Source organism: Candidatus Pseudothioglobus sp. Uisw_050_01 (assembly GCF_048085775.1).
In the GTDB taxonomy this organism is placed as follows: domain Bacteria; phylum Pseudomonadota; class Gammaproteobacteria; order PS1; family Pseudothioglobaceae; genus Pseudothioglobus.
Window position 1 is genome coordinate 1,246,288 of the sequence record NZ_CP159804.1, and the last position, 25,063, is coordinate 1,271,350.

The window sequence follows — 25,063 nt, forward strand, 5'->3', positions numbered from 1 at the left end:
AGTTATGATGAGAGGTGAGAAATATCAGCAACAGATAAAAACAGAGCTCTAACTCGACTAATCAGAGCAAGTCGAGCCTCACGTACTTTTAAATCCTCTGTATTAACCATAACATTATCAAAGAATGTATCTATCACCTCTTTTAATTCGAGCAACGAGCGCATGGTCGTCTTGTAATCTTTCTTATCTGATAATTGTTTAGATAGTAACTCTGTAGCTTTATAAAGATTTTTTTCTGAGTCTTCAATTAACGCCTCAGAATTAAGGTCATTATGATGTTCAGTTGAATCTTTAAGAATATTTGCAATTCTTTTATTTGACTCAATCAAGCTCTTGGAATCAGCACTTTGAGTAAACTCATTAAGCGCTTCAACTCTCAAATGAAAATCAAACGGCGAGTCTGGACTAACTGCCAAAACAGCTTCATAAACGTTGCTATCAATATTAGCATCTTTGTAGTAGGCTTTTAGCCGCTCCATCATAAATTTATAGATTGAGTCAGAGGCGCCTCTATCTACTCCCTTTAAGTGTAAATCTAGAGAGAATTTAATTAATGACTTAAGGTTTAATTCTATTTTGGCCTCAAGCAGTATTCGTAGCAATCCAAGAGCTAGCCTTCTAAGTGCATAGGGGTCTTTAGAGCCTGTTGGAGCATGTCCAATTCCATAAATACCAGTAATAGTATCTAGCTTATCCGCGATTGCAACTACAAGACCTTCACTTGTAGAGGGCAATGTATCTCCTGAAAATCGAGGTAGATAGTGCTCCCTAATAGCTATTGAAACAGCTTTTGACTCTCCATCATTAAGGGCATAATAGCCACCCATAATTCCTTGTAAATCAGCAAATTCACCAACCATTTCACTTAAAAGATCAGATTTGCATAAAAGACCAGCACGAGAAGATTCTTTAGTATCAAATCCAACCAACTCAGCAATATAAGAACTTAGGCGCTCTATTCGCTTCGCTTTTTGAGCCATGGAGCCAAGAGACTTCATAAACAAAACATTATCCAGCCCATCTATTCTCTGATCAAGCCTGACATCCTTATCTTGATTCCAAAAAAACTCAGAATCTGATAGTCTAGGATGAATAACCCTCTCATTACCCTCAATAACTACTTTTAAATTACTCGATTCAATGTTTGCGACAGAAATAAATAATGGTAACAAACTCCCCTTACTGTCTACTAAATGAAAGTATTTTTGGTGTGACTTCATTGCCGATATCAGAGCTTCATGAGGAACAGATAGGAATTTTTCATCAAACTTTCCAGCAAAAGCTCTAGGGTACTCAACTAGCGCACAAACTTCATCCAGCAAAGATTCATCTATAACTACTTCAGCATTATTTTGCTTTGCTACTAATAAAACCTGCTCACGGATAACCTCTTTGCGCTTTTTAAAATCAACAATGATTTGAGCACTTTTTGACATTACCGACTCATATTCACTCGCGTGTGAAAGTTCAATAGTAAGATCTTTTTGAAATCTTAAGCCCCTTGTAACTCTTCCACTTTCAAGTCCCATTATTTGTGCTGGAACAATCTCTTTATCAAGCATTACAACAAGCCAGTGGACGGGCCTAACAAAAGAATGGTCTGCACTACCCCATTTCATTGCTCTTGTAATTGGAATATTTTTAATTGAGCTTTCTATGATTCTTGGTAAGAGACTACTAATAATTTGACCAGCCTCTTCTTTTGAGTAAAAGTAGTATTCTTTGCCGCCTAATTGCTTTTTTTCAAGCTGACTTAAATCAACTCCACAAGATTTTGCAAAGCCATTAATCGCCATTTCTGGAGATTCTGTTGAAGGGCCTTTTTTTTCTATAACTTGGTCTTTTTGTTTGCTTTGTAGCTCTGTAATAGATACAGCTAAACGCCTTGGGGTAGCGAAAGACACGATACTAGATGAAGAAATATTAATCTTTTTAAGTTCATCAGCAATATTGTTCTTAAGGGACTCTGAAAGCTTCAATAAAAGCTTTGGAGGCAGTTCTTCAGTTCCTAATTCCAATAAAAAATCATGTGTTTTCATAGGTAATATTTAGGTTAATTTACACTAAATATAAAGTAAAGCTCTTTATCAAAGACAGCCTCATCAGGAGCCCCAGGAAGTGGCGAGGCTTTATTTACAGCTCTTTCAATTGAGTCCTTGAATGACTTTCCAAGAGAACTATTACCAACATTAGCATTTTTAACATCTACCGCCTTAACATTTCCATCTCTATCTTGAACAACATAAACTTCAGCTGTCCAATCATCTTCAGCTGACTGGTACCTCCAAAAGGTTTTAACTCTGGCCGCTATATTATTTATATAGGCATTCTGAAGGGTATTAAGTTGATCCTCAATGATTAATGATCTTGCTGTATCTTGCTCATCTTGAACTTCTTTAGCAAGGAGCTGTCTATATTGAATTTCAGCTTCAGCCTCTTTAAGGGCTGCTATTTCTAATTCCAATAAATCCTTATTCTGCTGATCTTCTTCTAATTTTTTGGAAGCCTCTTTGACGAGTAATTCAGCATCTTTAGTTTTGGCTTCAATAGTGCTTTGCTTAACCTCAGCTGCTTTAATTTTAATTTCTAATGCGACGCGCTTTGCTTCTGCTAATTTTAATTTCAGCTCTTCAGCTATACGTTTTGCTTCTGCCTTCTTAACTTGCTTATCAACTTCTTTTGCAAGTATTTCAGCGTCCCTAGCTGTTTCTTGGGCTAATAATACAGCCTCTTTTGCTTTAAGCTCTTCAGCTTTAGTTTTTGCTTCAGCTTCTTTTACTAATGCAGTTGCCTCTTTTGCTAATATTTCTGCCTCTTGGGTTTTAACCTCTTCAGCTTTTCGTTTTATTTCTGCAAGTTTTGTTTTAACTTCCTCTTGCTTTCGTTTTGCTTCAGCAAGCTCAATCTTTTTAGCCGCAGCCTCAACAAGAATCTCAGCCTCTTTAGTCTTTGCTTCTTCAGCTATACGTTTCACTTCAGCTTTTTTCGCCTTGTCCTGTTCAATTTTTGTCTTTGTTTCAGCATCAGCAATTATTTCATTAGCCTTAGCTTCTTCAATTTTTGTCTTTGTTTCAGCATCAGCAATTATTTCATTAGCTTTGCTCGCTTGAATCTCAGCCTCTTTAGTCTTGGCCTCTTCCGATTTACGCTGAAGTTCTGCCATAATTTTTTTAGCTTTTGCCTTTAAAGCCTCCTGCTCTGCAACTTTCTGATCTTTTTGGGCAGTTTCTGATCTCTTTTCTTCGCTTTTAATCTTTTGTTGCTTTTGTTTCTCTACGTCTTTTAACCGCTCTTGCTCTGCTTCAATTATCTCCATATCAATCATAACTGCTTGAACTGGCGCAGAAGGCAAGATACTTGAGCTTTGCTCTGGAGGACTCCAGCGCTCAACATTTGCATACAGTAAACCAAATAGAAGAGATGCATGTAGGATTACTGCGGCCCAAAAAGCGATTGGATGTTTTTTAGATATCTTAACCATTGGCTGCATCATTGTATTGATGAGGCCTAATATAAATAAGGCGAATTTTTTTAGGTACTTGTAAAGAACACTTGAAACCTTAATAATGAAATTTTTAAGTCCAGAGGTTCTAGCTTCTTGCACATCTAAAGACTCCCCTTTATCTTTTTCTTCTGAGGCTACTTCTGCTTTTTTAGGTATTAAGCTAATAAAAAACTGAGTAATTTTTTTAAAAAAATTCATAATTAGAATTCAACTAATTTGGATTTTCGGTCATAAAACCAACCTTATCAATCTTGCCATACTGTTTTAAAACAGCAATAATTTCAATAACTTTTTCGTAAGCTACTTTTTTATCACCCCTAACAAAAACTTGCATATCTGGATAAATCTCTTTTCGAGCAAGCACTTGATTTATAGCCACATTTAACGAAACTGGCTCAAGATCTTCAATCGCATCCATTCCAGGACTGGTCATTGGATTTATAAAGTAGTTTCCATCTACATCAACTGAAATAATTGAAGGCTGCTGGTCTTGGTAATCAACAACTCCAGCAGGGGCGCTTGGCAAGTCAACCTCAACACCTTGCTCAATAATTGGGGTAGTCATCATAAAGATAACTAAAAGAACTAGCATTACATCAATATACGGAACGATATTGATATCTGCATGGATATCAGGCCTTGAGCGCCTAGGCAGTTCTATCATTTTTGTCTCTGTAGGATTACAAAAATCTCTTCCACAAATGCGGTGTACTTATTACCAATTTCCTCAACATGCGAAACTAATCTGTTGTAGGCAATAGTTGCGGGTATTGCCGCAAAAAGTCCAAAAGCAGTTGCAATAAGAGCTTCCGCAATACCAGGAGCAACAATTGCTATCGTTGCCTGCTTAACTGATGCAAGGCCAATAAATGAATGCATGATCCCCCAAACTGTGCCAAAAAGACCAATATAAGGGCTTGATGATGCAATCATCGCAAGAATAGAAAGGCTAGAATCAAGTCGATCAATCTCATTACTCGCAGAAGTATTCATTGACCTATAAGCTCTTTCAGAATTCATAATGCGTAATTGACTAGACGTGGACTTGCTATGAGTAAACTCTTTGTAGCCAGAGCCAAAAATATCTTCCATTGCAGTCCAATCAGAGGCCAGAGGTGGCAAATTTTTATACAGAACAGATAGCTCACTTTCTCTTTCAAATTCTTGGTGAAAATTTTTAACATCATTGGATGCATCCATCAAAATCTTTTTCTTAGACATAATTACAGTCCAAGAGTAAATTGACATCAAGACTAATATAATCATAACTAACTGAACAACAAGTCCAGCGCTAAATATTAGACCAACAATTGATAAGCTATTTTCTTCCATTTAGTTTCTCCATGATTTCTTGCGGAAAAGCGCAAGGCTTTAAATTATTTTTTAATACAGAAACTACCTTTACTTCAGCCTCAAATAATACCGTATTTTTTTCTATATTCGTTATTTTCTGAGCAAAAATTAAGCTCGCATGGTTAACTAATTCAATACTAGTTTGAACCTCAATAGTGTCATCAAGAAAAGCGGGTAATAGATAATCTGCCTTCACAGACTTCACAACAAAGACTAGCCCAATTTCTTCTGCAATAATAGCTAGCTCAAAACCAAGTTCACGAAGATGCTCAGTCCTACCCCTTTCAATATACTTTAGATAATTAGCATAATAAACAACGCCGCCAGCATCTGTGTCTTCATAATATACTCTTAAAGTTAAACTACTCATTTACCATACAAGTCTTGAGTATGGCTAAGGCGAACTTCTCCTATATGAGAGAAAGCAAGGTCTGTGGCAATTCTACCGCGCGGTGTTCTCATTATAAATCCCTGCTGAAGAAGGTAAGGCTCTATCATATCCTCTAAGGTTGATCGCTCTTCACCAAGCGCAGTAGCTAAAGTATCAAGTCCTACCGGTCCCGCTGAAAACTTAGTAATAATCAAGCTAAGGTAATCTCGATCGAGCTGTTCAAGGCCTGCCTCATCAACTTTTAACGTTTCAAGAGCTTCTTTTGCAATTTGTATATTTATTACACCATTTGTTTTAACATCTGCAAAATCACGAACTCTTCTTAAAAGGCGATTAGCTATTCTAGGGGTCCCTCTTGAGCGCTTAGCAATTTCTAATGAGCCCTGGCCTTCGATTTCAATATTTAAAATTGAAGCGGACCTTTCTACTATCTCTTGCAGCTCTTTAACATTATAAAAAGTCAAACGATGCACTATTCCAAACCTATCTCTCAGAGGTGAAGTAAGCATTCCTGCCCTGGTAGTTGCACCAATTAGAGTAAATGGAGGCAGTTCTAGCTGGACTGAGTGAGCAGCAACGCCTTCTCCTACTAAAATATCGAGTTTAAAATCCTCTAATGCGGGATAAAGAATTTCTTCAACAACTGGGTTGAGCCTGTGAATTTCATCTATAAAAAGAATGTCGAATGGTTCAAGTTTAGTAAGTATTGCAGCCAAATCACCAGAGCGCTCCAGAACAGGGCCAGACGTTTGTTTAATTCCTGCACCCATTTGATTGGCAATAACATTGGCAAGAGTCGTCTTACCTAATCCTGGAGGCCCATAAATTAGGCAATGATCAAGAACATCTGAACGTGACTTTGCTGCCTGAATAAATAAAGACATTTGTGATTTGACATCTTCTTGGCCAATATAATCTGCAAATGAATTTGGCCTAACTGAGGTAACCTTTAGATCCTCATTATTTTGATCTTCTCCGCCAACTAGACTGTCCTCTTCAATCATCTTTAATCATTTTATTTTAAATTTATGGTCTTTATTTTAGACCAATAGGTAGTTATATTTATTAATTATACAAAACTATCCCTTTATCTTAAACTGCTTTATCTTTTGATGAAATTGAATAGACAATGTATAATTAACGGATTAAATTATTTTCGTTTTTTTAAATGTCGAATATTGCAATACTGAGTATAAATCATCAGATAGCCCCAGTAGCAATTAGGGAAAAAGTAGCCTTTGCTCATGGTGAGCTTGCGCCTGCTATTTCTTCTCTACTCTCACTCAAAGAAATTAAAGGCTGCGTTATCTTTTCTACCTGTAACAGGTCAGAAATTTACGTCTCCCATGACTCAAAGAATATTCATGATGTTTTAATAAAGTTTTTAGCATTCAGTCACGGTATAGATCATCACTCTTTAATTGAGTATGTTTCTTATTATGAAGAAAATGAAGCCGTCCAACATATATGTAATGTTGCTTGTGGGCTAGAATCTTTAGTTCTAGGTGAGCCTCAAATTTTTGGACAACTAAAAGATGCTTATCAGCTCTCAAAAAATGAAAGCGCTTTAGATAAAATTTTAGAAAAATTATTTCAACATGTCTTTAAAATCGCAAAAAAAGTTCGTACTGATACAAATATAGGTTCTTCACCAGTCTCAGTTGCTTATTGCGCTGTTAAGCTAAGTGAAAAAATATTTACAAACCTATCAAGTCAAACTGTTTTGCTTGTTGGTGCTGGAGAGATGATTGAGCTTAGTGCTCAGCACCTTAGTAAAAGAGGGGTAAGGAAAATGATTTTTGCAAATAGAACTATAGAAAATGCCCAGCCAATTGCAATTAAGCATGATGCAGAGGCGATTTCATTAAAAAGCCTTTCTGAAAATCTTCATAGGGCGGATATAGTTATCTCCTCAACAGCAGCGCCTATTCCAATTATTGGAAAAGGCTTAATTGAAACAGTTCTTCATCAAAGAAAACATAAGCCAATGCTACTTATTGATTTAGCTATTCCTAGAGACATTGAACCAGAAGCGAATCAATTAGAAGATGTATTTCTATATAGTGTGGATGATTTACAGCAAATTGCTAATAGCAATTTAGAAGAAAGACTAAAAGAAAAAGTTATTGCTAAGAAGATAATTAATGCAAAAAGTGTTGATTTTATTGAATGGGCAAACAATATTCCTAATGAAGAGATAATTAAAAATCATAGAAGGCAAGCAAATTTACTTAAGGATGAGCTATTACAAACTGCCTTAAGAAAACTTAAATCAGGCTCAAATCCTGATCTAGTGGTAGAGGAGCTAGCTGACAAACTTACTAATAAATTACTACACAAAACTTTAGAGAACGTAAAAAATCCTAGCAATCTTAAAACTGACTCTCATGAAATAGTCGAAAAAGATAAAACAAATCCCTCTAAGATCGACAACTAATGAATCAATCAATCCTCACTAAATTAGAGCAATTATCCATGCGCCTTGAAGAAATCAACGCGATGCTCTCAGATCAGTCTATTGCATCTGATCAAAATAAATTTAGAGAGCTTTCCATAGAGCACTCTCAATTAAGCCCAATAAATGACAAGTACATTGAATATTTATCAGTCGTTGCTGATATTGATGCTGCAGAAGTGCTTCTCCATGAAGATGACCAAGATATTAAAGAAATGGCTGAGGAAGAAATTGTTTCAGGTCGAAAAATTTTAGAGCAACTAGAATTTGATCTTAAGAAATCACTTCTTCCAAAAGATCCAAACGACTCACGTAATATTATTATTGAAATTAGAGCAGGAACAGGGGGCGATGAGGCTAGTATTTTTTCAGGTGATCTTTATAGAATGTACACTCGATATGTAGAAAAATCTAAATGGCAGCTTGAAATATTAAGTTCTAATTTAGGTGAGCATGGTGGCTTTAAAGAAATTATTGCTCGAATAAGTGGCACCAACGTCTACTCAAAACTTAAATTTGAATCCGGCGCTCATCGCGTTCAAAGGGTTCCTGAAACTGAGTCTCAAGGAAGAGTTCATACATCTGCTTGTACGGTTGCTGTAATGCCAGAAGTTTCTAGCATTGAAGAAGTTAATATCAATATGAATGATGTAAGAGTTGATACCTTTAGAGCTTCTGGAGCTGGAGGTCAGCATGTCAACAAAACTGACTCTGCAGTTCGCGTAACTCATATTTCTACTGGAACAGTTGTTGAATGCCAAGATGGCCGCTCTCAGCATAAAAATAAAGCTCAAGCTTTATCAGTTCTAGCATCCAGAATTTTGGATGCTCAACAACAAGAACAACAGAAGGAGCAGGCCTCTCAAAGAAAAGAACTTGTTGGAAGTGGTGACCGCTCTCAAAGAATCAGAACTTACAATTACCCCCAAGGAAGGGTTACTGACCATCGGATTAATTTAACGCTCTACAAATTAAGCGAAGTCATGGAGGGTGAATTAGAGGCAATTATAGACCCACTAGTAATTGAGCAACAAACTAACCAATTGACCGCACTTAATGAATCCCTTTAACTGCCTCTATTTGGAAGGAATTGGGCAATAAAAAATAAAACTCCTAAAGTAATAACTATGGCAGGACCAGTTGCTAAATCAAATGTAATTGAAGTGTAAAGCCCTAATAAAACAGAAACAATTGATATGATCATTGAGCTAAAAATCATTGCTATAGGTGAGTTTGAAAAAACTCGAGCTATTGCAGGCGGAATAATTAGTAAAGAGGTAATCAACAAAACGCCTACAATTTGGACTGAAACAGACACAGCCAGTGCTATTAAAAACATAAAAAGCAGCTCATAAAAGGTTTTATTAACGCCTTCAGCTTTGGCTAATTCTTCATTAAGTGTGAGTAATAACAGTTTTTTCCAATTAATAAATAATAGAAAAATAACAACAACCATAACAGAAAATATCCAATAGATATCTTTAGAGGTTATGGATAATATATCTCCAAAAAGATAAGAAAAATAATCTATATTTTGATCCCCAATAAAGCCTAGAACGACAATACCTAGCGACAGAGAAATATGAGAGAAGATACCTAGCACAGCATCACTCGACCAGAAGTCTTTTTGCTGCAAAAAAACAATCAGAGTCGCAAATAGCCCTCCAACAATAACCAAACCAAAATTAATACCCAGTCCAGTTGCAAGTCCAAGAGCAACACCTAAAAGTGCACTATGTGAAATAGAGTCCGAAAAATATGAAAGGCGCTTCCAAATAACAAAACAACCTAGAGAGCCTGCGATTATTGATACGCCAATTGCCGCAATTAGCGCCCTATAAATAAAATCATCCATAATTTATAAAACCCTAAAAAAACTTAATGACAGTCCTTGCATAAGCCATAAAGGTATAGTGAATGATCAGTCAACTCAAAGCCATGTTTTTTTGCAATTTGAAGCTGATGTTGTTCAATAACATCATCTTGAAATTCGATAATCTTACTGCACTTGACACACACTAGATGGTCGTGATGCTCTAAGCCGCATAACTCATAGACAGCCTGGTTATTTTCAAAATTCAATTTCTGAACAATTCCAGATTCTTCAAATTGAGATAAAACGCGGTAAATTGTTGCAACACCAACCTCTTCGTTTTGCTCAATCAAAACTCTATAGATGTCCTCAGCACTCAAATGATGGTTTGGTGATTTCTCCAAAACTTCTAAAATCTTTAGCCTTGGAAGTGTAACTTTAAGACCAGCACTTTTTAAATCTTCTGCATCCATTTAAAAATCCTTAAGGTAAAATCTTACATATATTTTATATGTTTTAACTAATGATGAAGAGTTTAACTTTTATTCTACTTGGTTGTCTTATATTGATTGGGTGTACTAACTCTCTTACTAAGACCTCTGACGCTCCTAAACTGCAAAAGTTTTCTATGCTAGATTTACCAAAAATGCCTAAGCTTTCATTACCAAGCTGGGCTAAGCCAAGACTTCCCTCAATTGATATCTATAAACCAACTATTATGCAAGGCTCTATATTAAACCTTCAAGAGGTTAATCAGCTTCAATTAGGAATGTCCAAAGAAAGTGTTATGAAACTGATTGGCTCTCCAAGCATTATTGACCCATTTCATCAATATCAATGGGATTACATTAATCACTCAACAATTGAAGGTCAGATAGAAATTAGATACCGCTTAAGACTTATATTTTCAGATGATCTTTTGTCTGAAATTGACAAGAGTGGCTTAGAGGAATTATTAAACTCTAATTAATAAAACAATGTGTCTTTAAATTAAGTCATAAGCTCCTTCGAATGTATCGCCTTTATTGAGCTTATCAACTAAAATAATGATATGTCAAAGCTATCGGTCAATAACTTAAGCTGTCAAAGAGGCTACAACCTTCTCTTTGAAAACTTATCTTTTGAATTAAATTCTGGTGAAGTGCTTAGAATCTCTGGTCAGAATGGATCAGGAAAAACCTCGCTTCTAAAGATAATTGCTGGACTTAATACTCCAGAGCTGGGCTCCATAGAATTCGACCAAAATAAATCAAATAGTGAAAAGTATCAAATAGAGACTCTATATCTTGGCCATTATGCTGCTTTGAGCTCAGAGCTTAGCTGCATCGAAAATCTAGAATATTTAACCAATCTAAATACAGAAATTATATCGCCAAATTTTCATGACGCTTTAAAAGAAGTTGGATTAGAAAATTATGAACATGAGTCTGCTGGAAACCTTTCTGCAGGCCAGAAAAGGAGGGTAGCATTATCACTTCTTTTTATTAGTCAGTCAAAAGTTTGGCTTCTTGATGAGCCTTTCACCGCACTAGACTCAGATGGAATCAAGATAATTGAAAATCAAATTGAAAAGCATTGTGCAAATGGTGGCCTATGTATATTAACAACCCATCAAGATTGCAATATTAAAAGCCTTAAGGAGATTTCTCTTTGAATATCTTTTTAACAACTCTAACAAGAGATTTAAAAATGGCATTTAGAAATCCATCTAGCTTTCTTAATCCTCTAATGTTTTTTGTTATTTCTATTTCATTATTTCCAATTGCTATAAGCCCAGATGCTGAAACATTAATGAATATAGCGCCTGGTATTATTTGGGTTATTACAATGCTTGCAGTACTTTTATCACTTAACTCCTTGTTTCACTCCGACTATGATAATGGTGTTCTTGAGCAAATAGTTATTTCACATCACCCACTTCCCTTAATTCTCCTTGCTAAAACTACTGCGCATTGGATACTTAGTGGGCTTCCAATCATATTACTTTCGCCGTTACTTGGAGTAGCCCTATTTTTAGACTCTAATAGCATCTATATTTTAATGTTAACGCTGTGTTTAGCCACCCCTTGTTTGAGCCTAATAGGCTCTATAGGGGCTTCATTAGTTGTTAGTATAAAAAACTCTGGAATGTTATTATCTTTATTAATACTTCCTCTTTACATACCTATTTTAATTTTTGCAACAAGCGCAGTCTCTCAATCACAATTCAACCTTTCAATTAATGGTCAGCTCTATTTTTTAGGCTCAATTCTTATTATTAGTCTTATAACTGCTCCATTTATAAGTGCAGTCGCTTTAAGGGTTAGCTTGGAATAACCTTTGCATTCGATCATAAAAGATTATATAATCCTTACACGCTGATTTGTTTCGATTGCTAGCGTTGTCACTAAGATGACTAAAATAAGCTAAAGTTGGTGTTTTCCGGAGAAACCCACTTTAATGGTTTTTTTATTTTTTATAGGAATGCACTATGATATTTACCTCTGAATCTGTTTCTGCTGGTCACCCTGATAAAGTTTGTGATCAAATCTCTGACGCTATTCTCGACGCCGCACTTAAACAAGACATCAATTCAAGAGTTGCTGTTGAAACTTTAGTTAAAGATAATCAAGTTGTCTTGGCAGGAGAAATAACTACTAACGCCCAAATTGATTATGAGGAAGTGGTTCGAAAAACGATTCTTGGTATTGGTTATGACAAAGAAGAATATGGCTTTAATGGGAACACTTGTTCAGTAACTAACCTCTTAGGCAGACAGTCACAAGACATTTCTATGGGTGTTACAGAAAGTGAAAATCACGAACAAGGTGCTGGTGATCAAGGGCTTATGTTTGGTTATGCTGAAAATTCAACAGATGAATTAATGCCAGCACCTATTATGCTCTCTCATCAACTGGTTAAACAACAAGCAGAGCTAATGTTAAACGGATCCATACCTTGGCTTCGCCCTGATGCAAAATCCCAAGTTTCTTGTATTTATGAAGGCAATCAAATTGTAGGAATTGATGCGGTAGTTCTTTCAACGCAGCATGACGGTGACATCTCATTAGAAAAGCTTAGAGAAACCATACTTGAAGACATTATTAAGCCGATCTTGCCAGAAAAATGGCTGACAAATGATACTCAGTACCATATTAATCCAACTGGTAACTTCGTAATTGGGGGTCCTGTTGGAGATGCTGGCCTTACTGGAAGAAAAATTATTGTAGATACTTACGGCGGTATGGCTAGACATGGTGGCGGTGCTTTTTCTGGAAAAGATCCATCAAAAGTTGATAGAAGTGCAGCTTATGCAACTCGATATGTTGCAAAAAATATTGTGGCAGCTGGACTTGCTGAAAGATGTGAAATTCAAGTTTCTTATGCAATTGGCGTTGCAGAGCCAACGAGTATTAGTGTTGATACTTTTGGAACTGGAAAAATTCCTCACCATGAAATAGTGGCATTGATTAGAAAGCACTTTGATCTAAGACCTAAAGGCTTAATCGCAATGTTGGATTTAAAGCGTCCTATCTATCAACAAACTGCTAGCTATGGTCATTTTGGCAGAACTGAAGACTCAATTAGCTGGGAGAAAACTGATAAAGCAGATTTGCTAAAATAGTTTCTTTTTTAATTATTTTTTTGTATAATATCAAACTTACCAAGGAGCGTTGCATTGGGATACTTCTCAATCAGGCTTGGTAACCAAAACGACGCTCATTTTTTTTCAATTTAATAGGAAATAAAATGAGCGAATCAACAATAGATAATACTGGCTTTAAAGTTGCTGATCTTAACCTTGACTACAAAGTTGCTGATATTAATTTGGCAGAATTTGGGCGTAAAGAGATCGAGTTAGCAGAAGCTGAAATGCCTGCTTTAATGGCTCTTAGATCAAAATACAGAAAAGAGCAGCCCTTGAATGGAGCAAGAATTATGGGCTGCATTCATATGACAATTCAAACTGCTGTCCTTATGGAAACGCTAATAGATTTAGGCGCTGAAATCCGCTGGTCATCTTGCAATATTTTTTCAACTCAAGATCATGCTGCATCTGCGATGGCTGCAAAAAATATTCCAGTTTTTGCTTGGAAAGGTGAAACTGAAGAAGAATTTTTATGGTGCATTGAGCAAACTATTCTTCACAATGGTAAGCCATGGGATGCCAACATGATTTTAGATGATGGCGGTGATTTGACTGGCATGGTTCATGAAAAATATCCTGAAATGCTTGATAAAATCCACGGTATTAGTGAAGAAACTACAACAGGTGTTCACCGTCTTCTAGAGATGATTGAAAGTGGTGAGCTTAAAGTTCCAGCGATTAATGTTAATGATGCTGTTACTAAAGCAAAAAATGATAATAAATATGGATGTCGTCACTCATTAAATGATGCTATAAAGCGCGGTACAGATATGCTAATGTCAGGAAAGAAGGCGCTTCTAATAGGTTATGGTGATGTTGGCAAAGGCTCTGCTATGTCACTTCGTCAAGAAGGAATGATTGTAAAGATTACTGAAGTTGATCCTATTTGTGCATTTCAGGCTTGTATGGATGGTTTTGAGGTTGTTTCACCATATATCGATGGTATTAACACAGGCTCAATGGATTGCATTAATAAAGAATTACTAAGCACTACTGATTTAATTGTTACTTCAACTGGTAATACAAATGTTTGTGATTCGGCGATGCTAAGATGCCTAAAAGCAGGCTCTTTAGTTTGTAATATTGGTCACTTTGATAATGAAATTGATACTTTATATATGCGTGATAACTGGAAATGGGATGAAGTAAAACCTCAAGTCCACCGTATATATCGCTCTGAAAATAAAAACGACTACTTAATTTTGTTGTCTGAAGGTCGTTTAGTTAATCTAGGAAATGCAACTGGTCACCCGTCTAGAATTATGGATGGCTCTTTTGCAAACCAGGTTTTAGCTCAAATGCACCTTTTTGAGAAAAAATTTGCTGACCTTCCTAATAATCAAAAAGCTGCGAATGTCACAGTCGAGATTCTTCCAAAGAAACTTGATGAAGAAGTAGCTGCTGGAATGGTTGGAGGTTTTGGAGGCGTAATGACTATTTTGACTGACACTCAAGCAAAATACATTAATACTCCTAAAGAAGGTCCGTTTAAGTCAGAGACTTATAAATATTAAGCTTTCTCTTAGTTAAATAAAAAATGCGGGAAATCTTCCCGCATTTTTTATAATAGTATTTAATACAAAAATATAAATGCTAACCCTCAAAAGTTGTTGGTGAGGTAAAATTTTTGTTATTGTTATTTTTAGTTCAAATTAATGTCAGCTTCAGAACTCGATACAACTAAATCATTTCAAAATTTAATCCTCAAATTACAAAATTATTGGGCTAAAAAAGGATGCGCTATTACGCAACCTTTTGATATGGAAGTTGGTGCAGGAACCTTTCATCCAGCAACCTTTTTAAGATCAATAGGGCCTGAGCCATGGAAAGCAGCATATGTTCAGTCTTCAAGAAGACCAAGTGATGGTCGCTATGGAGAGAACCCAAACCGCCTTCAGCACTATTATCAATTTCAGGTTTTATTAAAGCCTTCTCCAAGTGATATTCAAGACCTTTATCTTGATTCGTTATCTTTTATTGGCATTGACCTTCAGATGCATGATGTTAGGTTTGTTGAGGATAACTGGGAATCACCAACATTAGGTGCATGGGGCCTAGGTTGGGAGGTCTGGCTTAATGGCATGGAGGTGAGTCAATTTACATATTTTCAGCAAGTTGGTGGCCTACCATGTAAACCTGTTTCTGGAGAATTAACCTATGGTTTAGAAAGGTTAGCAATGTACCTTCAAGGAGTTGATAGCGTTTATGATCTTGTTTGGACAGAAGGTTTAACTTATGGGGATATTTTCCATCAAAATGAAGTTGAGCAATCGAAATACAACTTTGAACTTGCAGATATTGAAGTTCTTTTTAGGCAGTTTGATGAAGCTGAAGCAATGAACTTAAAACTCATTGAAGAGAGCCTTCCTTTTCCTGCTTATGAGCAAGCTATGAAAGCGTCGCATCTTTTTAACCTTCTTGATGCGAGGCGAGCAATAAGCATCACAGACAGAGCAAGATTTATTCGAAAGGTAAGGTCAATGAGCCAAAAAGTAGCTCAAGCTTATCTTGATTCTAGGGAAAGACTTGGCTTTCCAATGTTAAAAAAATAAGTCCTCATAAGTCAATGAGGCCCTTTCACTTCGTATATAGCAAAATTTTAGATTGGTCAGCCAGTCGATTTGCAATCTTATGGCTATCTCTGATAAGCTTCTTAGAGTCCTCGATTCTACCATTGCCAATTCAGGACTTATTGTTGGCCTCTATGTCGCTAAAAAATAGATCGAAGGCATACTATTTTGCAACGATTTGTACTCTAGCTTCTGTACTTGGTGGAGTAGCTGGCTATTATATTGGAGTCTTTGCTATGGATCAAATTGGGCCTTTACTTGCTAACCTAGGTTACGAATCAAAGCTAGAGAGTGCGCAAATTTATTTTAATACTTATGGAATTGTGATTATTCTTATCGCTGGCTTTAGTCCAGTTCCATACAAGCTATTTACTATTTCCGCTGGAATGATGTCCATGTCACTTATTCCCTTTGTGGCCTTTTCTTTAATTGCAAGGGGTGCTAGATATTTTTTAGTTTCGTTTCTAGTAAGAAAATTAGGAAAAATGGCAGATCAATGGTTAAATAAGTACATAGATTGGCTAGGCTACTTACTTATTTTTATTATTATTTTATTTGTGTGGTATGAATACTAAATTTTTGACTCTTTTTTTACTTATTTTTCTTGCGGGCTGCTTTACCAATGATGCCGGTCAAGTTACTGTTGTTGAAAAGTCATTTAACAAAGTAGAGGCTTTACAACAAAACACTAAAACAAAAACCAGTAATTCAAATGTTAACAATGACTGGTCTTTGCCTATTGACGCGTCAATACTTAAAACCTACTCTGAAAAAGACAGTCACTTTGGATTAACTTACAACAATTCTGCCGGTCAAGAAGTAAGGGCAATAAGAAAAGGCGAAGTAGTATATAGCGGTGATAAAATGACAAGCTATGGAAAAATGATTATTATCAAGCATGCTTATGGCTTCTATAGTATTTACAATCAAAATCAAGAGCTACTTGTAAGTGAGGGTGATATTATACAAAAAGGTGGGCTAATTGCTCTTACCAGCGACAAACCATTTTATTTCGAAATGAAAAAATACGAAGAACCTATTAATCCATTAAAATACCTCTGATGAATGAATTTATCCAAAACATTAGTCCATTTCAGATGGTTGCTGCTCTGCTAGTACTTGCTGTTATTGTTCACATTGCTTTAAGCTTTGTTCTTAAGCAAATCACAAAACATTCTGGCAGTACTAAAACGCAAATAGATGACCACTTAATTCGTGCAATCTCCGCCCCTCTTAAGGTCCTAATTTGGTATGGATGGTTATACTTGTCATTGCGTGAACTAACATCAGAAATTCAGTCACTTGGTCAAATTGTTAGCTACATCAGCATCACACCTGTATTTATTTTGACATGGGGAATCTTAAGATTAATTTCAAGCGTTGAAAACTTTATGCTTGAATCTGAAGGAAGCTTTGATAAAGATTCTGTAAGGTTATTTGCTCGATTAATGAAAATCCTTTTTGTTTTTGCCATTATTCTTGGAGTTGCTCAATTTTATGGCTACGCTATCTCTTCAATACTAACCCTAGGTGGTGTCGGTGGTATTGTCGTAGGTTTTGCTGCTAAAGACATGCTTGCCAACGTTTTTGGCGGTCTTATGATTCAAATGGACAAACCTTTTTCTACTGGAGATTGGATTCGCACTTCAGATAGAAGTATCGAAGGCGTTGTTGAAAAAATTGGCTGGAGAATGACGCGAATTAGAACCTTTAGTAAAAATCCAGTTTATGTTCCAAACGGAATTTTTGCAACCATTCCTATTGAAACCCCTTCTCGAATGACTAACCGTCAGATTTATGAGGTTATTGGAATAAGGTACGATGATATTGCGCAAATGGAAAGTATTATTGAAAAGGTTCAAGCCTTGTTAGCAAACAACGACCATATTGCGAATGATCAGCCCTGCCGAGTATACTTTGATGTATTCAACGCGTCTTCACTTGATTTCGTAATTTGGGCCTTTAGTTCCGATACTGAGGTAGGAGAATTTAAGAAAATGAAAGGCAAGCTTCTCCTTGATATTGCTCAAATAATTGCAGATCATAATGCTGAGATCGCTTATCCAACTCAGACTTTGCATATTCAAAAGACATAAATGAGCATCTCTAAATTATACGTTCGCACTTTTGGGTGTCAAATGAACGAATACGACTCAAATAAAATGGGTGACGTCCTTAAAGAGTCTCACGGCCTCGAATTAACTGAAGACATTACTGAAGCTGACGTTCTATTGGTAAATACTTGCTCAATTCGAGAGAAGGCCGAGGAGAAATTATTTCATCAATTGGGTCGCTGGAGAAAATTAAAAGAAAAGAAGCCAAACTTAGTAATTGGTGTTGGTGGCTGTGTCGCCTCTCAAGAAGGCGATCTGATTCTTAAAAGAGCGCCCTATGTTGATATGATTTTTGGCCCACAAACACTTCATAGACTTCCAAATATGCTAAATGAAGCCCTTAATGAAAATCAAATAAGCATTGATATCTCTTTCCCAGAAATTGAAAAATTTGATCACTTACCTGAGCCTCATAGTGATGGTGCAACAGCATTTGTTTCGATAATGGAGGGATGCAGTAAATACTGTACTTTTTGTGTTGTTCCATATACAAGAGGTGAGGAAATCTCTAGGCCATTTAATGATGTAATTCGTGAAGTGGAAATTTTAGCCAATCAGGGCGTTAAAGAAATTAATCTGCTTGGTCAAAATGTAAACTCCTTTATGGGCGTAATGGATGATGGCGAAGTTGCTGATTTAGCACTTTTAATAGCCATTGTTGCCCAGGTTTCAGGCATTGAGCGAATTCGCTACACCACTTCTCATCCAGTAGAGTTTAGCGACAGGCTTATTCAAGCGTATGCTGAAGTACCGGAGTTAGTATCGCATCTTCACCTGCCAGTTCAGAGTGGCTCTGATAGAGTTTTAGGGCTTATGAAACGTGGACATACCGCTATTGAATATAAATCTAAGATTCGAAATTTAAAGAAAATTAGGCCTGGTATTTCTATATCTTCAGATTTCATTATTGGCTTTCCTGGTGAAACTGAAAAGGACTTTAATGACACAGTTAATTTAATTGAAGAGATTGGCTTTGATAAATCATTTAGTTTTATTTACTCAAAAAGGCCTGGGACAATTGCTGCAAGCTTTGACGATGATGTGAGCGCTGAAACTAAAAAACAAAGATTAGTGGTAATTCAAGACAAACTTAAAAAAAATACCGAAGAAATCTCTAAATCAATGATTGGAAGTATACAAAAAGTCCTTGTAGAAGGTAGCTCAAAAAAAGGAGCAACGTTGTCAGGTAGGACTGAAAACATGAGAACAGCTCACTTCATTGGCAATGAGCAATTAATTGGGCAAATCGTATCAGTTAAAATTACGGATGGCATAGGAAACTCACTTCAAGCAGAGTTAATTTAAAAACTACAACCTTAGCCAGAGTTTAGAATACCAATAATATCGACCTTTTTCTTTATAGGGCATAGTACAGTTATAGCGACTCCTTCCAGTCAAAAGAGGTGCTTTTGATTGAACACTTACCCCCTGAAGGCCGCTCCATTCAAGATCCGCTACATCTTGTCCAGAAACAAAACAAGAGAAATTATTTTTTTCATAAGTAGTCAGTGGCCTTGAAAAAACTAAATCTAATAAGGGCTTGTAATCATTTGAAATTATTAAAGACTTAGGACTATAGCTCTTAATTGGCATGTCCACAGTTTGAACTTTCAGTGAAAAGCTGTCCATTTTTGCATAAGGCCCTGACATTGAGAATCTAGGAAAATTTAAAAAATCACTGGCCTGACTTGCAACTCCAGACTGTTGTCCAAATGCAGTGTAGCCAAGTTCATCTAGATATGAATAAGTCTTATCGTCATACTCACCATATGGGTAAGCAAAAAATTTGTCATTAACACCCAACTCCTTTTCAATCCTGTCTTGGGCATAAGAGATTTCATTTTCTAGTGTCGAAGTATCTTGATTAACTAAATGGAGATGTTTATTACTGTGGTTATAAACATCTATTAAAGGCGCCATTTCACGAAGCTGGTTCCAAGACATCATTAAGTCATATTTTTTATCAATAGACTCCGTTGAAACAAAGACAGACATTGGAAATTGATAATCAACTAGTAACGGAAAGGCCTCAGTATAGAATGACAAAAAACCATCATCAGCGGTCAAACTAACGCATTTCTCTGGTAAATTTTCTTTAGTTTGAAGGCTTTCAATAACTGTTTTTAAAGGCAGCACCTGGTAATCATTTTTCTTTAAATATTCTAAATGCTGATTAAAAAGATCTGGTGGAGTGCTTGTAGACTTTGGCTCTTCATCTGAAAAACGATGATAAACAAGAATCACACAACCACTTTCACTTGCGTAGGAATTTAGAGGCAGCAAAAAGCTTATTAAAATAAATAACTTTAAAAACAAATTTAATATTTTCATAAGATAAATGATAAATTAAATAGTGAACCAAATCATGCAACTTAACATTTGTTTTCAAAGTAATTCAGTAAAATAAAACCCATGAAATTTACACTAAACATTCAAAGCTCTGAGCAACTAGCAAATATTTGTGGTGGACTTGACAAAAATATTGAGAATATTGCCGCTAACCTTGGCGTTAATATCTCCAATAAAGGGTCTGACTTTAATATAAAAGGGGAGAATTCTGCTTTAGCTGTTTCAGTTTTGCAGGACCTTCTTATTGTATCTGAAACTAAAGCAATCGACTTTGGTGACATAGATCTTTGCATTAAATCACTTAACAGCCCTAATGGAGAAGTAAAATCTGTCACAATTAAAACCAGTCGAAAACATATTCATATTAGAAGCACTAATCAGCAAAATTATGTCAATGCAATTATAGAAAATGATGCTGTTTTTGCAGTTGGTCCAGCAGGAACAGGTAAAACATATTTAGCCGTTGCAAGAGCAGTTGAGGCTCTTGAAAGTTCAGATGTAAAGAGAATAGTTTTGGTTCGACCAGCAGTTGAAGCGGGTGAAAAACTAGGATTTCTTCCTGGTGACCTTAGTGAAAAAGTTGACCCCTACCTTCGTCCAATCTATGACGCACTTTATGAATTTATAGGCTTTGAAAAAGTCAATAAACTAATAGAACAGAGAGTTATTGAAGTTGCCCCATTAGCATTCATGAGAGGAAGAACCTTAAATGAATCTTACATCATCCTTGATGAAGCCCAGAATACAACAATACCTCAGATGAAAATGTTTTTGACTCGGATGGGATTTGGTTCAAAGATGGTAATTACAGGCGATGTTACTCAAATTGACCTGCCAAATCCAAAACAATCAGGACTAACAGATGCAATCAAAATTCTCAAAGATATTGAACAAATTGCTTTTTGTAACTTCAATGCCCAAGATGTTGTCAGGCATCAACTGGTTAAAAATATTGTAAGAGCTTACGATAATGCGTAATGATGGCAACTGACAACAAAATCATTGTTGGCCTTTCAGGGGGAGTTGATTCATCCGTTGCAGCTTTTCTTCTGCTTGAAAAAGGTTATGAAGTAGAAGCATTATTCATGAAAAATTGGGATGAAGATGATGACGATGAATATTGCAGCGCATCTCAAGATCTTGCTGATGCTCAGCAAGTAGCAGACCTGCTTGGGATCAAACTCCATACAGTCAATTTCTCTCATGAGTATTGGGAAGATGTATTTGAGCACTTCTTATCTGAACATAAAAAAGGAAGGACCCCTAATCCAGATGTTCTTTGCAATCAAAGGATTAAATTTAAAGCCTTTTTGGATTACGCAAAAGATCTCGGTGCAAAAAAAATTGCAACCGGTCACTACGCAAGGATTTCAGAAGAAAATGGCAAGTTCCTATTAAAGTCAGGACTAGATGGAAATAAAGACCAAAGCTATTTTTTGCATTTACTTAACCAAGAACAACTATCTCAAAGTCTTTTCCCATTGGGTGAAATTGACAAGCAAGAGGTTCGTAAAATTGCAAAAAATAATAACTTTCTTAATGCTGATAAGAAAGACTCAACAGGTATTTGTTTTATAGGTGAGAGGCCATTTTCAGAGTTTTTAACCACTTTCTTGCCAAAAGAGAAGGGTGATATTGTTGATCAAAATGGCGCCTTTATAAAACATCATGATGGGCTGCCTTTCTATACAATAGGTCAACGTAAAGGACTTGAAATTGGAGGGGGCTTTAGCATTTCTCCCGAGCCATGGTTCGTTGCAGATAAAATTCTAGAGTCCAATAAAATTATTGTAGTACAGGGTGACCACCCTTTGCTTTATCATAACTCTCTAATTGCAGATGATATCCACTGGGTTGATAGTCCTCCCAAGTCATCTTTCAAATGCAGCGCGAAAATCAGGTATCGACAAGACTCACAGAAGTGTGATGTAAGCCTAAATGATGACCAAACTATTAAAGTTGACTTTAATGAATCACAAAGAGCGATTACACCAGGGCAATCTGTTGTGTTTTATGATGGAGATATTTGCCTAGGTGGTAGCGTTATCAAATCAAAATCTAATGAATAAGACAGCACAAAAAACTCTTGCACTAGCAAGTATATTTCAATCAACAGCTTTAGTGCATCAACTCGCTCTAACAGGTAAATGTGATGGCCATACTAATAAAGCAAGCCTTAGCAGTATTGTTAGTGAAAGTGACACTATTGATGAAATATTTACCTCTCCCGAGGACCTAAAGTTAGGCTTTGATTCTTTAAAATTAATTCTTGAGAAGAAAACCATTGATATGCACAATGTTATGCTCTATGCAACGGCCCTAATAAATTTAGAAAAAAAATTAATGAAAAAACCAGATTTATTAAATCAAATTTCAAATGAAATTAGTGTTATTAATAAACAGGAATTTTTTGACATTCAACATAGCAATTCAATTGCTCGACTTGCAGAGCTTTATAAAAATACAATTGGAAGCCTCAATCCAACAATCATGGTCCGAGGTGAGCAAATTTATCTTTCAAACCGTCATACTGCAAATCATATAAGGGCATTGTTACTTGCAGGAATAAGAGCTGTGTCTTTATGGAAAACTCAAGGTGGTAATACCTGGCAGTTATTGCTTAATAAGAAGAAAACACTTGAATGTATTAAATCTTTAGCAAATTAACCTAATGCAAACAAATGCTTGCATAAATGAAGGCGAGACTCTATAATTCGTGTTTTCGTAATTTAAGCTTTAAATAAAAAATATGGCCAATTCAGCAGGTTCAAAAAAACGCGCAAGACAAGCAGTAAAGCGCAATAAACATAACTCTCAAATTAGAGCAAAAGTTCGCACCTTTATTAAGAAGGTTTCCTATGCTATTGATGCTGGAGATAAAAAAGAAGCAACTAGTGGTTTTACTGAAATGCAAAAAAATGTTGATCAGGCTGTAAGCAAGGGTTTAATGCATAAAAATCAAGCGGCCAGAAAGAAATCTCGTATTATTGCTCAAATTAAGGCGCTATAAAATTTGCTTACTGCAGGTTAATATACCGATAGCAAAATCATTGCTATAATTAAAGCCCTCTATTGAGGGTTTTTTTATATTCAAATTTTTTACTAATATGATTGATGAAAGCGACAAATCATTATTTCGATCTACTGTAGATCAACAGAAACCTATTGATAAAGATGGTGTTAAAAAAACTGCTACCTCTAAAAATGGGTCAAATAAACTGTTTCAAAAATATAGTTTTTTATATGAACCCAATATATCTGGCTCCGAAGCTGTAGTGCATTATAAATCTGGATTATCACCAAAAGTTCTTAAAAAAATGAAACAAGGCAACATAGGCTCCACTCCATCAATTGATTTGCATGGCCATAAGATAGAAGAGGCATGCCAATCACTCTCTAAGTTTATTTATTTTCATTCAAACGAACGCTTTATTCATGTTATTCATGGAAAAGGTTATCACTCAGATAGTGGTCTCTCAATTATGAAGTCTCAAGTAGTTCATTATCTAAAGCAACACCCAGAAGTACTGGCATTCTGCTCCTGTACCCAGGAAATGGGGGGAACTGGCGCTGTTTTTGTTCACCTCAAAGCAAATGTTTAATATAGATGAAATTTATACAGTATCTAACTTCTTGAGGTTGTGTCGAAACTCAATTGAAAAAAATGTGCCGCATTGCTTCATACAAGGTGAAATTTCAAACTTATCTAAACCATCCTCTGGGCATTGGTATTTTTCATTAAAAGACTCAAGTGGTCAAATCAGATGTGCATTTTTTAGGTTAAATCAGCGAAAAGTTCAATTTAATCCTGAAAATGGAATGTCTGTAATTATTAGAGGGGCACCAACACTTTATGAACAAAGAGGAGATTTTCAGCTAATAGTTCAACAAATGGAGCCCGCAGGAATTGGAAACCTTCAGCTTGCATTTGACCAGCTAAAGAATAAGTTAAGGATTGAGGGATTATTTGAATTGGAGAATAAAAAAGATCTGCCCTTATATCCTAAAAAAATTGGCGTCATCTCTTCATCCACTGGTTCAGTTATAAAGGACATAATTAAAGTTTTAAATTCACGCTACCCTTTTGCCGAAATTCTGCTTTATGACACAGTTGTTCAAGGTGAAAATGCGCATAAAAAAATAGTTAAAGCGCTTCAAGCTGCTGACAGTCAAAAAAATTGTGATGTTCTCATTCTGGCAAGAGGTGGTGGATCATTAGAAGACTTATGGGCTTTCAATGAAGAAGAGCTTGCTCGAGAAATATTTAAATGCTCAACTCCCATAATTAGCTCTATAGGTCATGAAACTGATACAACAATTGCTGACTTTGTTGCTGATATAAGAGCACCAACCCCATCCGCTGCTGCTGTTTCTGCAACGCCTGACCGAAACGTTTTAATCTATAAAGCATCTAAATTGAGAAAAAATTTGCAAGACTTAATGGTTCAGTCTTTGGGTCAAAAGCATGCATACCTAAATATGCTTCAGCTCAAAATTATTGATCCAAGTCAACAATTACTTCAAAATGCTCAAAAACTTGATGACTATGAGATGCGCTTATTTAGAATTACAAATAGCCTAATTGATAAAAATAAGACAAATCTTAATCAACAAATAACTCGATTAAAAAACTACTCAGATTACTTCATTAAGCACCAAAAAAATCAATTAAGCAATAAAGCCAGTCTTCTTAATCTTCTATCACCTCTTAATACTCTTTCAAGGGGTTACACAATAACGCATAATGAAAAAGAAAAAGTTATAGTTTCATTTAAAAAAATTAATTCTGGAGACCTTATTGTCACTAAATTTCATGACGGTAAAGTCATTTCAAAAGTTACAAAGAAAGAGGATAATTAGAGTACATCAACACTCTAGTAAATTT

The 25,063-nt window shown here is 35.9% G+C and carries 27 protein-coding genes and 1 riboswitch; of the genes, 18 read left to right on the forward strand and 9 right to left on the reverse strand.

The genetic code is table 11. From position 1 onward, the window contains the following. Positions 1-2: 2 nt before the first annotated feature. The 6 genes from glyS to ruvB are packed head-to-tail and all read right to left on the reverse strand — an operon-like array spanning position 3 to position 6,253. On the reverse strand, positions 3-2,039 hold the full coding sequence (gene glyS, locus ABXT51_RS06290) for a glycine--tRNA ligase subunit beta (RefSeq protein ID WP_416694575.1): 2,037 nt from the start codon (positions 2,037-2,039) through the stop codon (positions 3-5). 14 nt (positions 2,040-2,053) lie between these two features. Continuing rightward, on the reverse strand, positions 2,054-3,703 hold the full coding sequence (locus ABXT51_RS06295) for a TonB C-terminal domain-containing protein (RefSeq protein WP_416694578.1): 1,650 nt from the start codon (positions 3,701-3,703) through the stop codon (positions 2,054-2,056). Between the two features lie 13 nt (positions 3,704-3,716). Beyond that, positions 3,717-4,169, reverse strand: coding sequence for an ExbD/TolR family protein (locus ABXT51_RS06300; RefSeq protein WP_416651209.1), 453 nt, complete (start codon positions 4,167-4,169; stop codon positions 3,717-3,719). After that, positions 4,166-4,837 (reverse strand): protein TolQ, encoded by a 672-nt coding sequence (tolQ, locus tag ABXT51_RS06305; protein ID WP_416694581.1) that lies wholly within the window; start codon positions 4,835-4,837, stop codon positions 4,166-4,168. Before tolQ ends, ABXT51_RS06300 begins: the two co-directional genes overlap by 4 nt. Further along, positions 4,824-5,228, reverse strand: coding sequence for a tol-pal system-associated acyl-CoA thioesterase (gene ybgC, locus ABXT51_RS06310; RefSeq protein ID WP_416694584.1), 405 nt, complete (start codon positions 5,226-5,228; stop codon positions 4,824-4,826). Before ybgC ends, tolQ begins: the two co-directional genes overlap by 14 nt. Beyond that, positions 5,225-6,253: a Holliday junction branch migration DNA helicase RuvB gene (gene ruvB, locus ABXT51_RS06315; RefSeq protein ID WP_416694586.1), complete on the reverse strand. Its 1,029-nt coding sequence runs from the start codon at positions 6,251-6,253 to the stop codon at positions 5,225-5,227. Before ruvB ends, ybgC begins: the two co-directional genes overlap by 4 nt. Positions 6,254-6,417: 164 nt before the next feature. Between ruvB and hemA the strand changes: the two genes are divergently transcribed. Together hemA and prfA are read left to right on the forward strand one after the other, a co-directional pair. Further along, a complete protein-coding gene (gene hemA, locus ABXT51_RS06320) occupies positions 6,418-7,686 on the forward strand; it encodes a glutamyl-tRNA reductase (RefSeq protein WP_416694589.1) in 1,269 nt (422 codons plus the stop codon). After that, entirely contained in the window at positions 7,686-8,774 is a 1,089-nt protein-coding gene (prfA, locus tag ABXT51_RS06325; protein WP_416694593.1) for a peptide chain release factor 1, read from the forward strand. The genes hemA and prfA overlap by 1 nt, the downstream gene beginning before the upstream one ends. Here prfA and ABXT51_RS06330 read toward each other — a convergent pair. Both ABXT51_RS06330 and fur read right to left on the reverse strand, forming a co-directional pair. Further along, a complete protein-coding gene (locus ABXT51_RS06330) occupies positions 8,771-9,559 on the reverse strand; it encodes a metal ABC transporter permease (RefSeq protein WP_416694596.1) in 789 nt (262 codons plus the stop codon). The two genes, prfA and ABXT51_RS06330, sit on opposite strands and share 4 nt — an antisense overlap. Before the next feature lie 23 nt (positions 9,560-9,582). Continuing rightward, positions 9,583-9,990 carry a ferric iron uptake transcriptional regulator gene (fur, locus tag ABXT51_RS06335; RefSeq protein ID WP_416677406.1) on the reverse strand — a complete coding sequence of 136 codons (408 nt, stop codon included), beginning with the start codon at positions 9,988-9,990 and terminating at the stop codon, positions 9,583-9,585. A 50-nt stretch (positions 9,991-10,040) separates the two neighbouring features. Between fur and ABXT51_RS06340 the strand changes: the two genes are divergently transcribed. From ABXT51_RS06340 to miaB, 10 genes are all read left to right on the forward strand, one after another. Then, positions 10,041-10,487 carry an outer membrane protein assembly factor BamE gene (locus ABXT51_RS06340; RefSeq protein WP_416694599.1) on the forward strand — a complete coding sequence of 149 codons (447 nt, stop codon included), beginning with the start codon at positions 10,041-10,043 and terminating at the stop codon, positions 10,485-10,487. Positions 10,488-10,568: 81 nt separating this feature from the next. Further along, entirely contained in the window at positions 10,569-11,171 is a 603-nt protein-coding gene (gene ccmA, locus ABXT51_RS06345) for a cytochrome c biogenesis heme-transporting ATPase CcmA (RefSeq protein ID WP_416694603.1), read from the forward strand. After that, positions 11,168-11,833, forward strand: a complete 666-nt coding sequence (gene ccmB, locus ABXT51_RS06350; protein WP_416677412.1) for a heme exporter protein CcmB — start codon at positions 11,168-11,170, stop codon at positions 11,831-11,833. Before ccmA ends, ccmB begins: the two co-directional genes overlap by 4 nt. A gap of 154 nt (positions 11,834-11,987) precedes the next feature. Then, on the forward strand, positions 11,988-13,121 hold the full coding sequence (gene metK, locus ABXT51_RS06355; RefSeq protein WP_416694606.1) for a methionine adenosyltransferase: 1,134 nt from the start codon (positions 11,988-11,990) through the stop codon (positions 13,119-13,121). 35 nt (positions 13,122-13,156) lie between these two features. Further along, positions 13,157-13,225: riboswitch (S-adenosyl-L-homocysteine riboswitch) on the forward strand. Between the two features lie 21 nt (positions 13,226-13,246). Further along, entirely contained in the window at positions 13,247-14,659 is a 1,413-nt protein-coding gene (ahcY, locus tag ABXT51_RS06360; protein WP_416694609.1) for an adenosylhomocysteinase, read from the forward strand. A 141-nt stretch (positions 14,660-14,800) separates the two neighbouring features. Beyond that, on the forward strand, positions 14,801-15,697 hold the full coding sequence (gene glyQ / locus ABXT51_RS06365; protein ID WP_416694612.1) for a glycine--tRNA ligase subunit alpha: 897 nt from the start codon (positions 14,801-14,803) through the stop codon (positions 15,695-15,697). 14 nt (positions 15,698-15,711) lie between these two features. Continuing rightward, a complete protein-coding gene (locus tag ABXT51_RS06370) occupies positions 15,712-16,290 on the forward strand; it encodes a YqaA family protein (RefSeq protein ID WP_416651226.1) in 579 nt (192 codons plus the stop codon). Beyond that, the gene (locus ABXT51_RS06375; RefSeq protein ID WP_416694614.1) at positions 16,280-16,777 is read left to right on the forward strand and encodes a murein hydrolase activator EnvC family protein; all 498 of its coding nucleotides are present in this window, start codon (positions 16,280-16,282) and stop codon (positions 16,775-16,777) included. The genes ABXT51_RS06370 and ABXT51_RS06375 overlap by 11 nt, the downstream gene beginning before the upstream one ends. After that, on the forward strand, positions 16,777-17,811 hold the full coding sequence (locus tag ABXT51_RS06380; RefSeq protein WP_416694617.1) for a mechanosensitive ion channel family protein: 1,035 nt from the start codon (positions 16,777-16,779) through the stop codon (positions 17,809-17,811). The genes ABXT51_RS06375 and ABXT51_RS06380 overlap by 1 nt, the downstream gene beginning before the upstream one ends. After that, positions 17,812-19,134 (forward strand): tRNA (N6-isopentenyl adenosine(37)-C2)-methylthiotransferase MiaB, encoded by a 1,323-nt coding sequence (gene miaB, locus ABXT51_RS06385; protein ID WP_416694620.1) that lies wholly within the window; start codon positions 17,812-17,814, stop codon positions 19,132-19,134. Between the two features lie 3 nt (positions 19,135-19,137). Here miaB and ABXT51_RS06390 read toward each other — a convergent pair whose 3' ends face one another. Next, the gene (locus ABXT51_RS06390; RefSeq protein ID WP_416694622.1) at positions 19,138-20,160 is read right to left on the reverse strand and encodes a polysaccharide deacetylase family protein; all 1,023 of its coding nucleotides are present in this window, start codon (positions 20,158-20,160) and stop codon (positions 19,138-19,140) included. Positions 20,161-20,241: 81 nt separating this feature from the next. Between ABXT51_RS06390 and ABXT51_RS06395 the strand changes: the two genes are divergently transcribed. The 6 genes from ABXT51_RS06395 to xseA all read left to right on the forward strand — a co-directional run bounded on the left by ABXT51_RS06395 (position 20,242) and on the right by xseA (position 25,038). Continuing rightward, entirely contained in the window at positions 20,242-21,156 is a 915-nt protein-coding gene (locus tag ABXT51_RS06395) for a PhoH family protein (RefSeq protein WP_416694624.1), read from the forward strand. 2 nt (positions 21,157-21,158) lie between these two features. Further along, positions 21,159-22,247 carry a tRNA 2-thiouridine(34) synthase MnmA gene (gene mnmA / locus ABXT51_RS06400; protein ID WP_416694626.1) on the forward strand — a complete coding sequence of 363 codons (1,089 nt, stop codon included), beginning with the start codon at positions 21,159-21,161 and terminating at the stop codon, positions 22,245-22,247. Then, a complete protein-coding gene (gene hflD / locus ABXT51_RS06405) occupies positions 22,240-22,845 on the forward strand; it encodes a high frequency lysogenization protein HflD (protein ID WP_416694628.1) in 606 nt (201 codons plus the stop codon). Before mnmA ends, hflD begins: the two co-directional genes overlap by 8 nt. Before the next feature lie 82 nt (positions 22,846-22,927). Further along, entirely contained in the window at positions 22,928-23,188 is a 261-nt protein-coding gene (gene rpsT / locus ABXT51_RS06410) for a 30S ribosomal protein S20 (RefSeq protein WP_416651240.1), read from the forward strand. A 97-nt stretch (positions 23,189-23,285) separates the two neighbouring features. After that, a complete protein-coding gene (locus tag ABXT51_RS06415) occupies positions 23,286-23,780 on the forward strand; it encodes a Smr/MutS family protein (RefSeq protein ID WP_416694630.1) in 495 nt (164 codons plus the stop codon). Next, positions 23,773-25,038: an exodeoxyribonuclease VII large subunit gene (gene xseA / locus ABXT51_RS06420; RefSeq protein WP_416694632.1), complete on the forward strand. Its 1,266-nt coding sequence runs from the start codon at positions 23,773-23,775 to the stop codon at positions 25,036-25,038. The genes ABXT51_RS06415 and xseA overlap by 8 nt, the downstream gene beginning before the upstream one ends. The last annotated feature ends 25 nt before the right edge of the window (positions 25,039-25,063 follow it).

Coding starts and splice junctions, on each gene's coding strand:
- ccmA (WP_416694603.1), top strand. CDS start 10,569: ATGTCAAAGCTATCGGTCAATAACTTAAGCTGTCAAAGAGGCTACAAC.
- ABXT51_RS06390 (WP_416694622.1), bottom strand. CDS start 20,160: ATGAAAATATTAAATTTGTTTTTAAAGTTATTTATTTTAATAAGCTTT.
- metK (WP_416694606.1), top strand. CDS start 11,988: ATGATATTTACCTCTGAATCTGTTTCTGCTGGTCACCCTGATAAAGTT.
- ABXT51_RS06380 (WP_416694617.1), top strand. CDS start 16,777: ATGAATGAATTTATCCAAAACATTAGTCCATTTCAGATGGTTGCTGCT.
- ABXT51_RS06340 (WP_416694599.1), top strand. CDS start 10,041: ATGATGAAGAGTTTAACTTTTATTCTACTTGGTTGTCTTATATTGATT.
- hemA (WP_416694589.1), top strand. CDS start 6,418: ATGTCGAATATTGCAATACTGAGTATAAATCATCAGATAGCCCCAGTA.
- ABXT51_RS06370 (WP_416651226.1), top strand. CDS start 15,712: ATGAGGCCCTTTCACTTCGTATATAGCAAAATTTTAGATTGGTCAGCC.
- ahcY (WP_416694609.1), top strand. CDS start 13,247: ATGAGCGAATCAACAATAGATAATACTGGCTTTAAAGTTGCTGATCTT.
- ybgC (WP_416694584.1), bottom strand. CDS start 5,228: ATGAGTAGTTTAACTTTAAGAGTATATTATGAAGACACAGATGCTGGC.
- ABXT51_RS06415 (WP_416694630.1), top strand. CDS start 23,286: ATGATTGATGAAAGCGACAAATCATTATTTCGATCTACTGTAGATCAA.
- ruvB (WP_416694586.1), bottom strand. CDS start 6,253: ATGATTGAAGAGGACAGTCTAGTTGGCGGAGAAGATCAAAATAATGAG.
- rpsT (WP_416651240.1), top strand. CDS start 22,928: ATGGCCAATTCAGCAGGTTCAAAAAAACGCGCAAGACAAGCAGTAAAG.
- miaB (WP_416694620.1), top strand. CDS start 17,812: ATGAGCATCTCTAAATTATACGTTCGCACTTTTGGGTGTCAAATGAAC.
- prfA (WP_416694593.1), top strand. CDS start 7,686: ATGAATCAATCAATCCTCACTAAATTAGAGCAATTATCCATGCGCCTT.
- ABXT51_RS06300 (WP_416651209.1), bottom strand. CDS start 4,169: ATGATAGAACTGCCTAGGCGCTCAAGGCCTGATATCCATGCAGATATC.
- hflD (WP_416694628.1), top strand. CDS start 22,240: ATGAATAAGACAGCACAAAAAACTCTTGCACTAGCAAGTATATTTCAA.
- xseA (WP_416694632.1), top strand. CDS start 23,773: ATGTTTAATATAGATGAAATTTATACAGTATCTAACTTCTTGAGGTTG.
- ABXT51_RS06295 (WP_416694578.1), bottom strand. CDS start 3,703: ATGAATTTTTTTAAAAAAATTACTCAGTTTTTTATTAGCTTAATACCT.
- fur (WP_416677406.1), bottom strand. CDS start 9,990: ATGGATGCAGAAGATTTAAAAAGTGCTGGTCTTAAAGTTACACTTCCA.
- ABXT51_RS06375 (WP_416694614.1), top strand. CDS start 16,280: ATGAATACTAAATTTTTGACTCTTTTTTTACTTATTTTTCTTGCGGGC.
- glyQ (WP_416694612.1), top strand. CDS start 14,801: ATGTCAGCTTCAGAACTCGATACAACTAAATCATTTCAAAATTTAATC.
- glyS (WP_416694575.1), bottom strand. CDS start 2,039: ATGAAAACACATGATTTTTTATTGGAATTAGGAACTGAAGAACTGCCT.
- ABXT51_RS06395 (WP_416694624.1), top strand. CDS start 20,242: ATGAAATTTACACTAAACATTCAAAGCTCTGAGCAACTAGCAAATATT.
- ABXT51_RS06330 (WP_416694596.1), bottom strand. CDS start 9,559: ATGGATGATTTTATTTATAGGGCGCTAATTGCGGCAATTGGCGTATCA.
- mnmA (WP_416694626.1), top strand. CDS start 21,159: ATGGCAACTGACAACAAAATCATTGTTGGCCTTTCAGGGGGAGTTGAT.
- tolQ (WP_416694581.1), bottom strand. CDS start 4,837: ATGGAAGAAAATAGCTTATCAATTGTTGGTCTAATATTTAGCGCTGGA.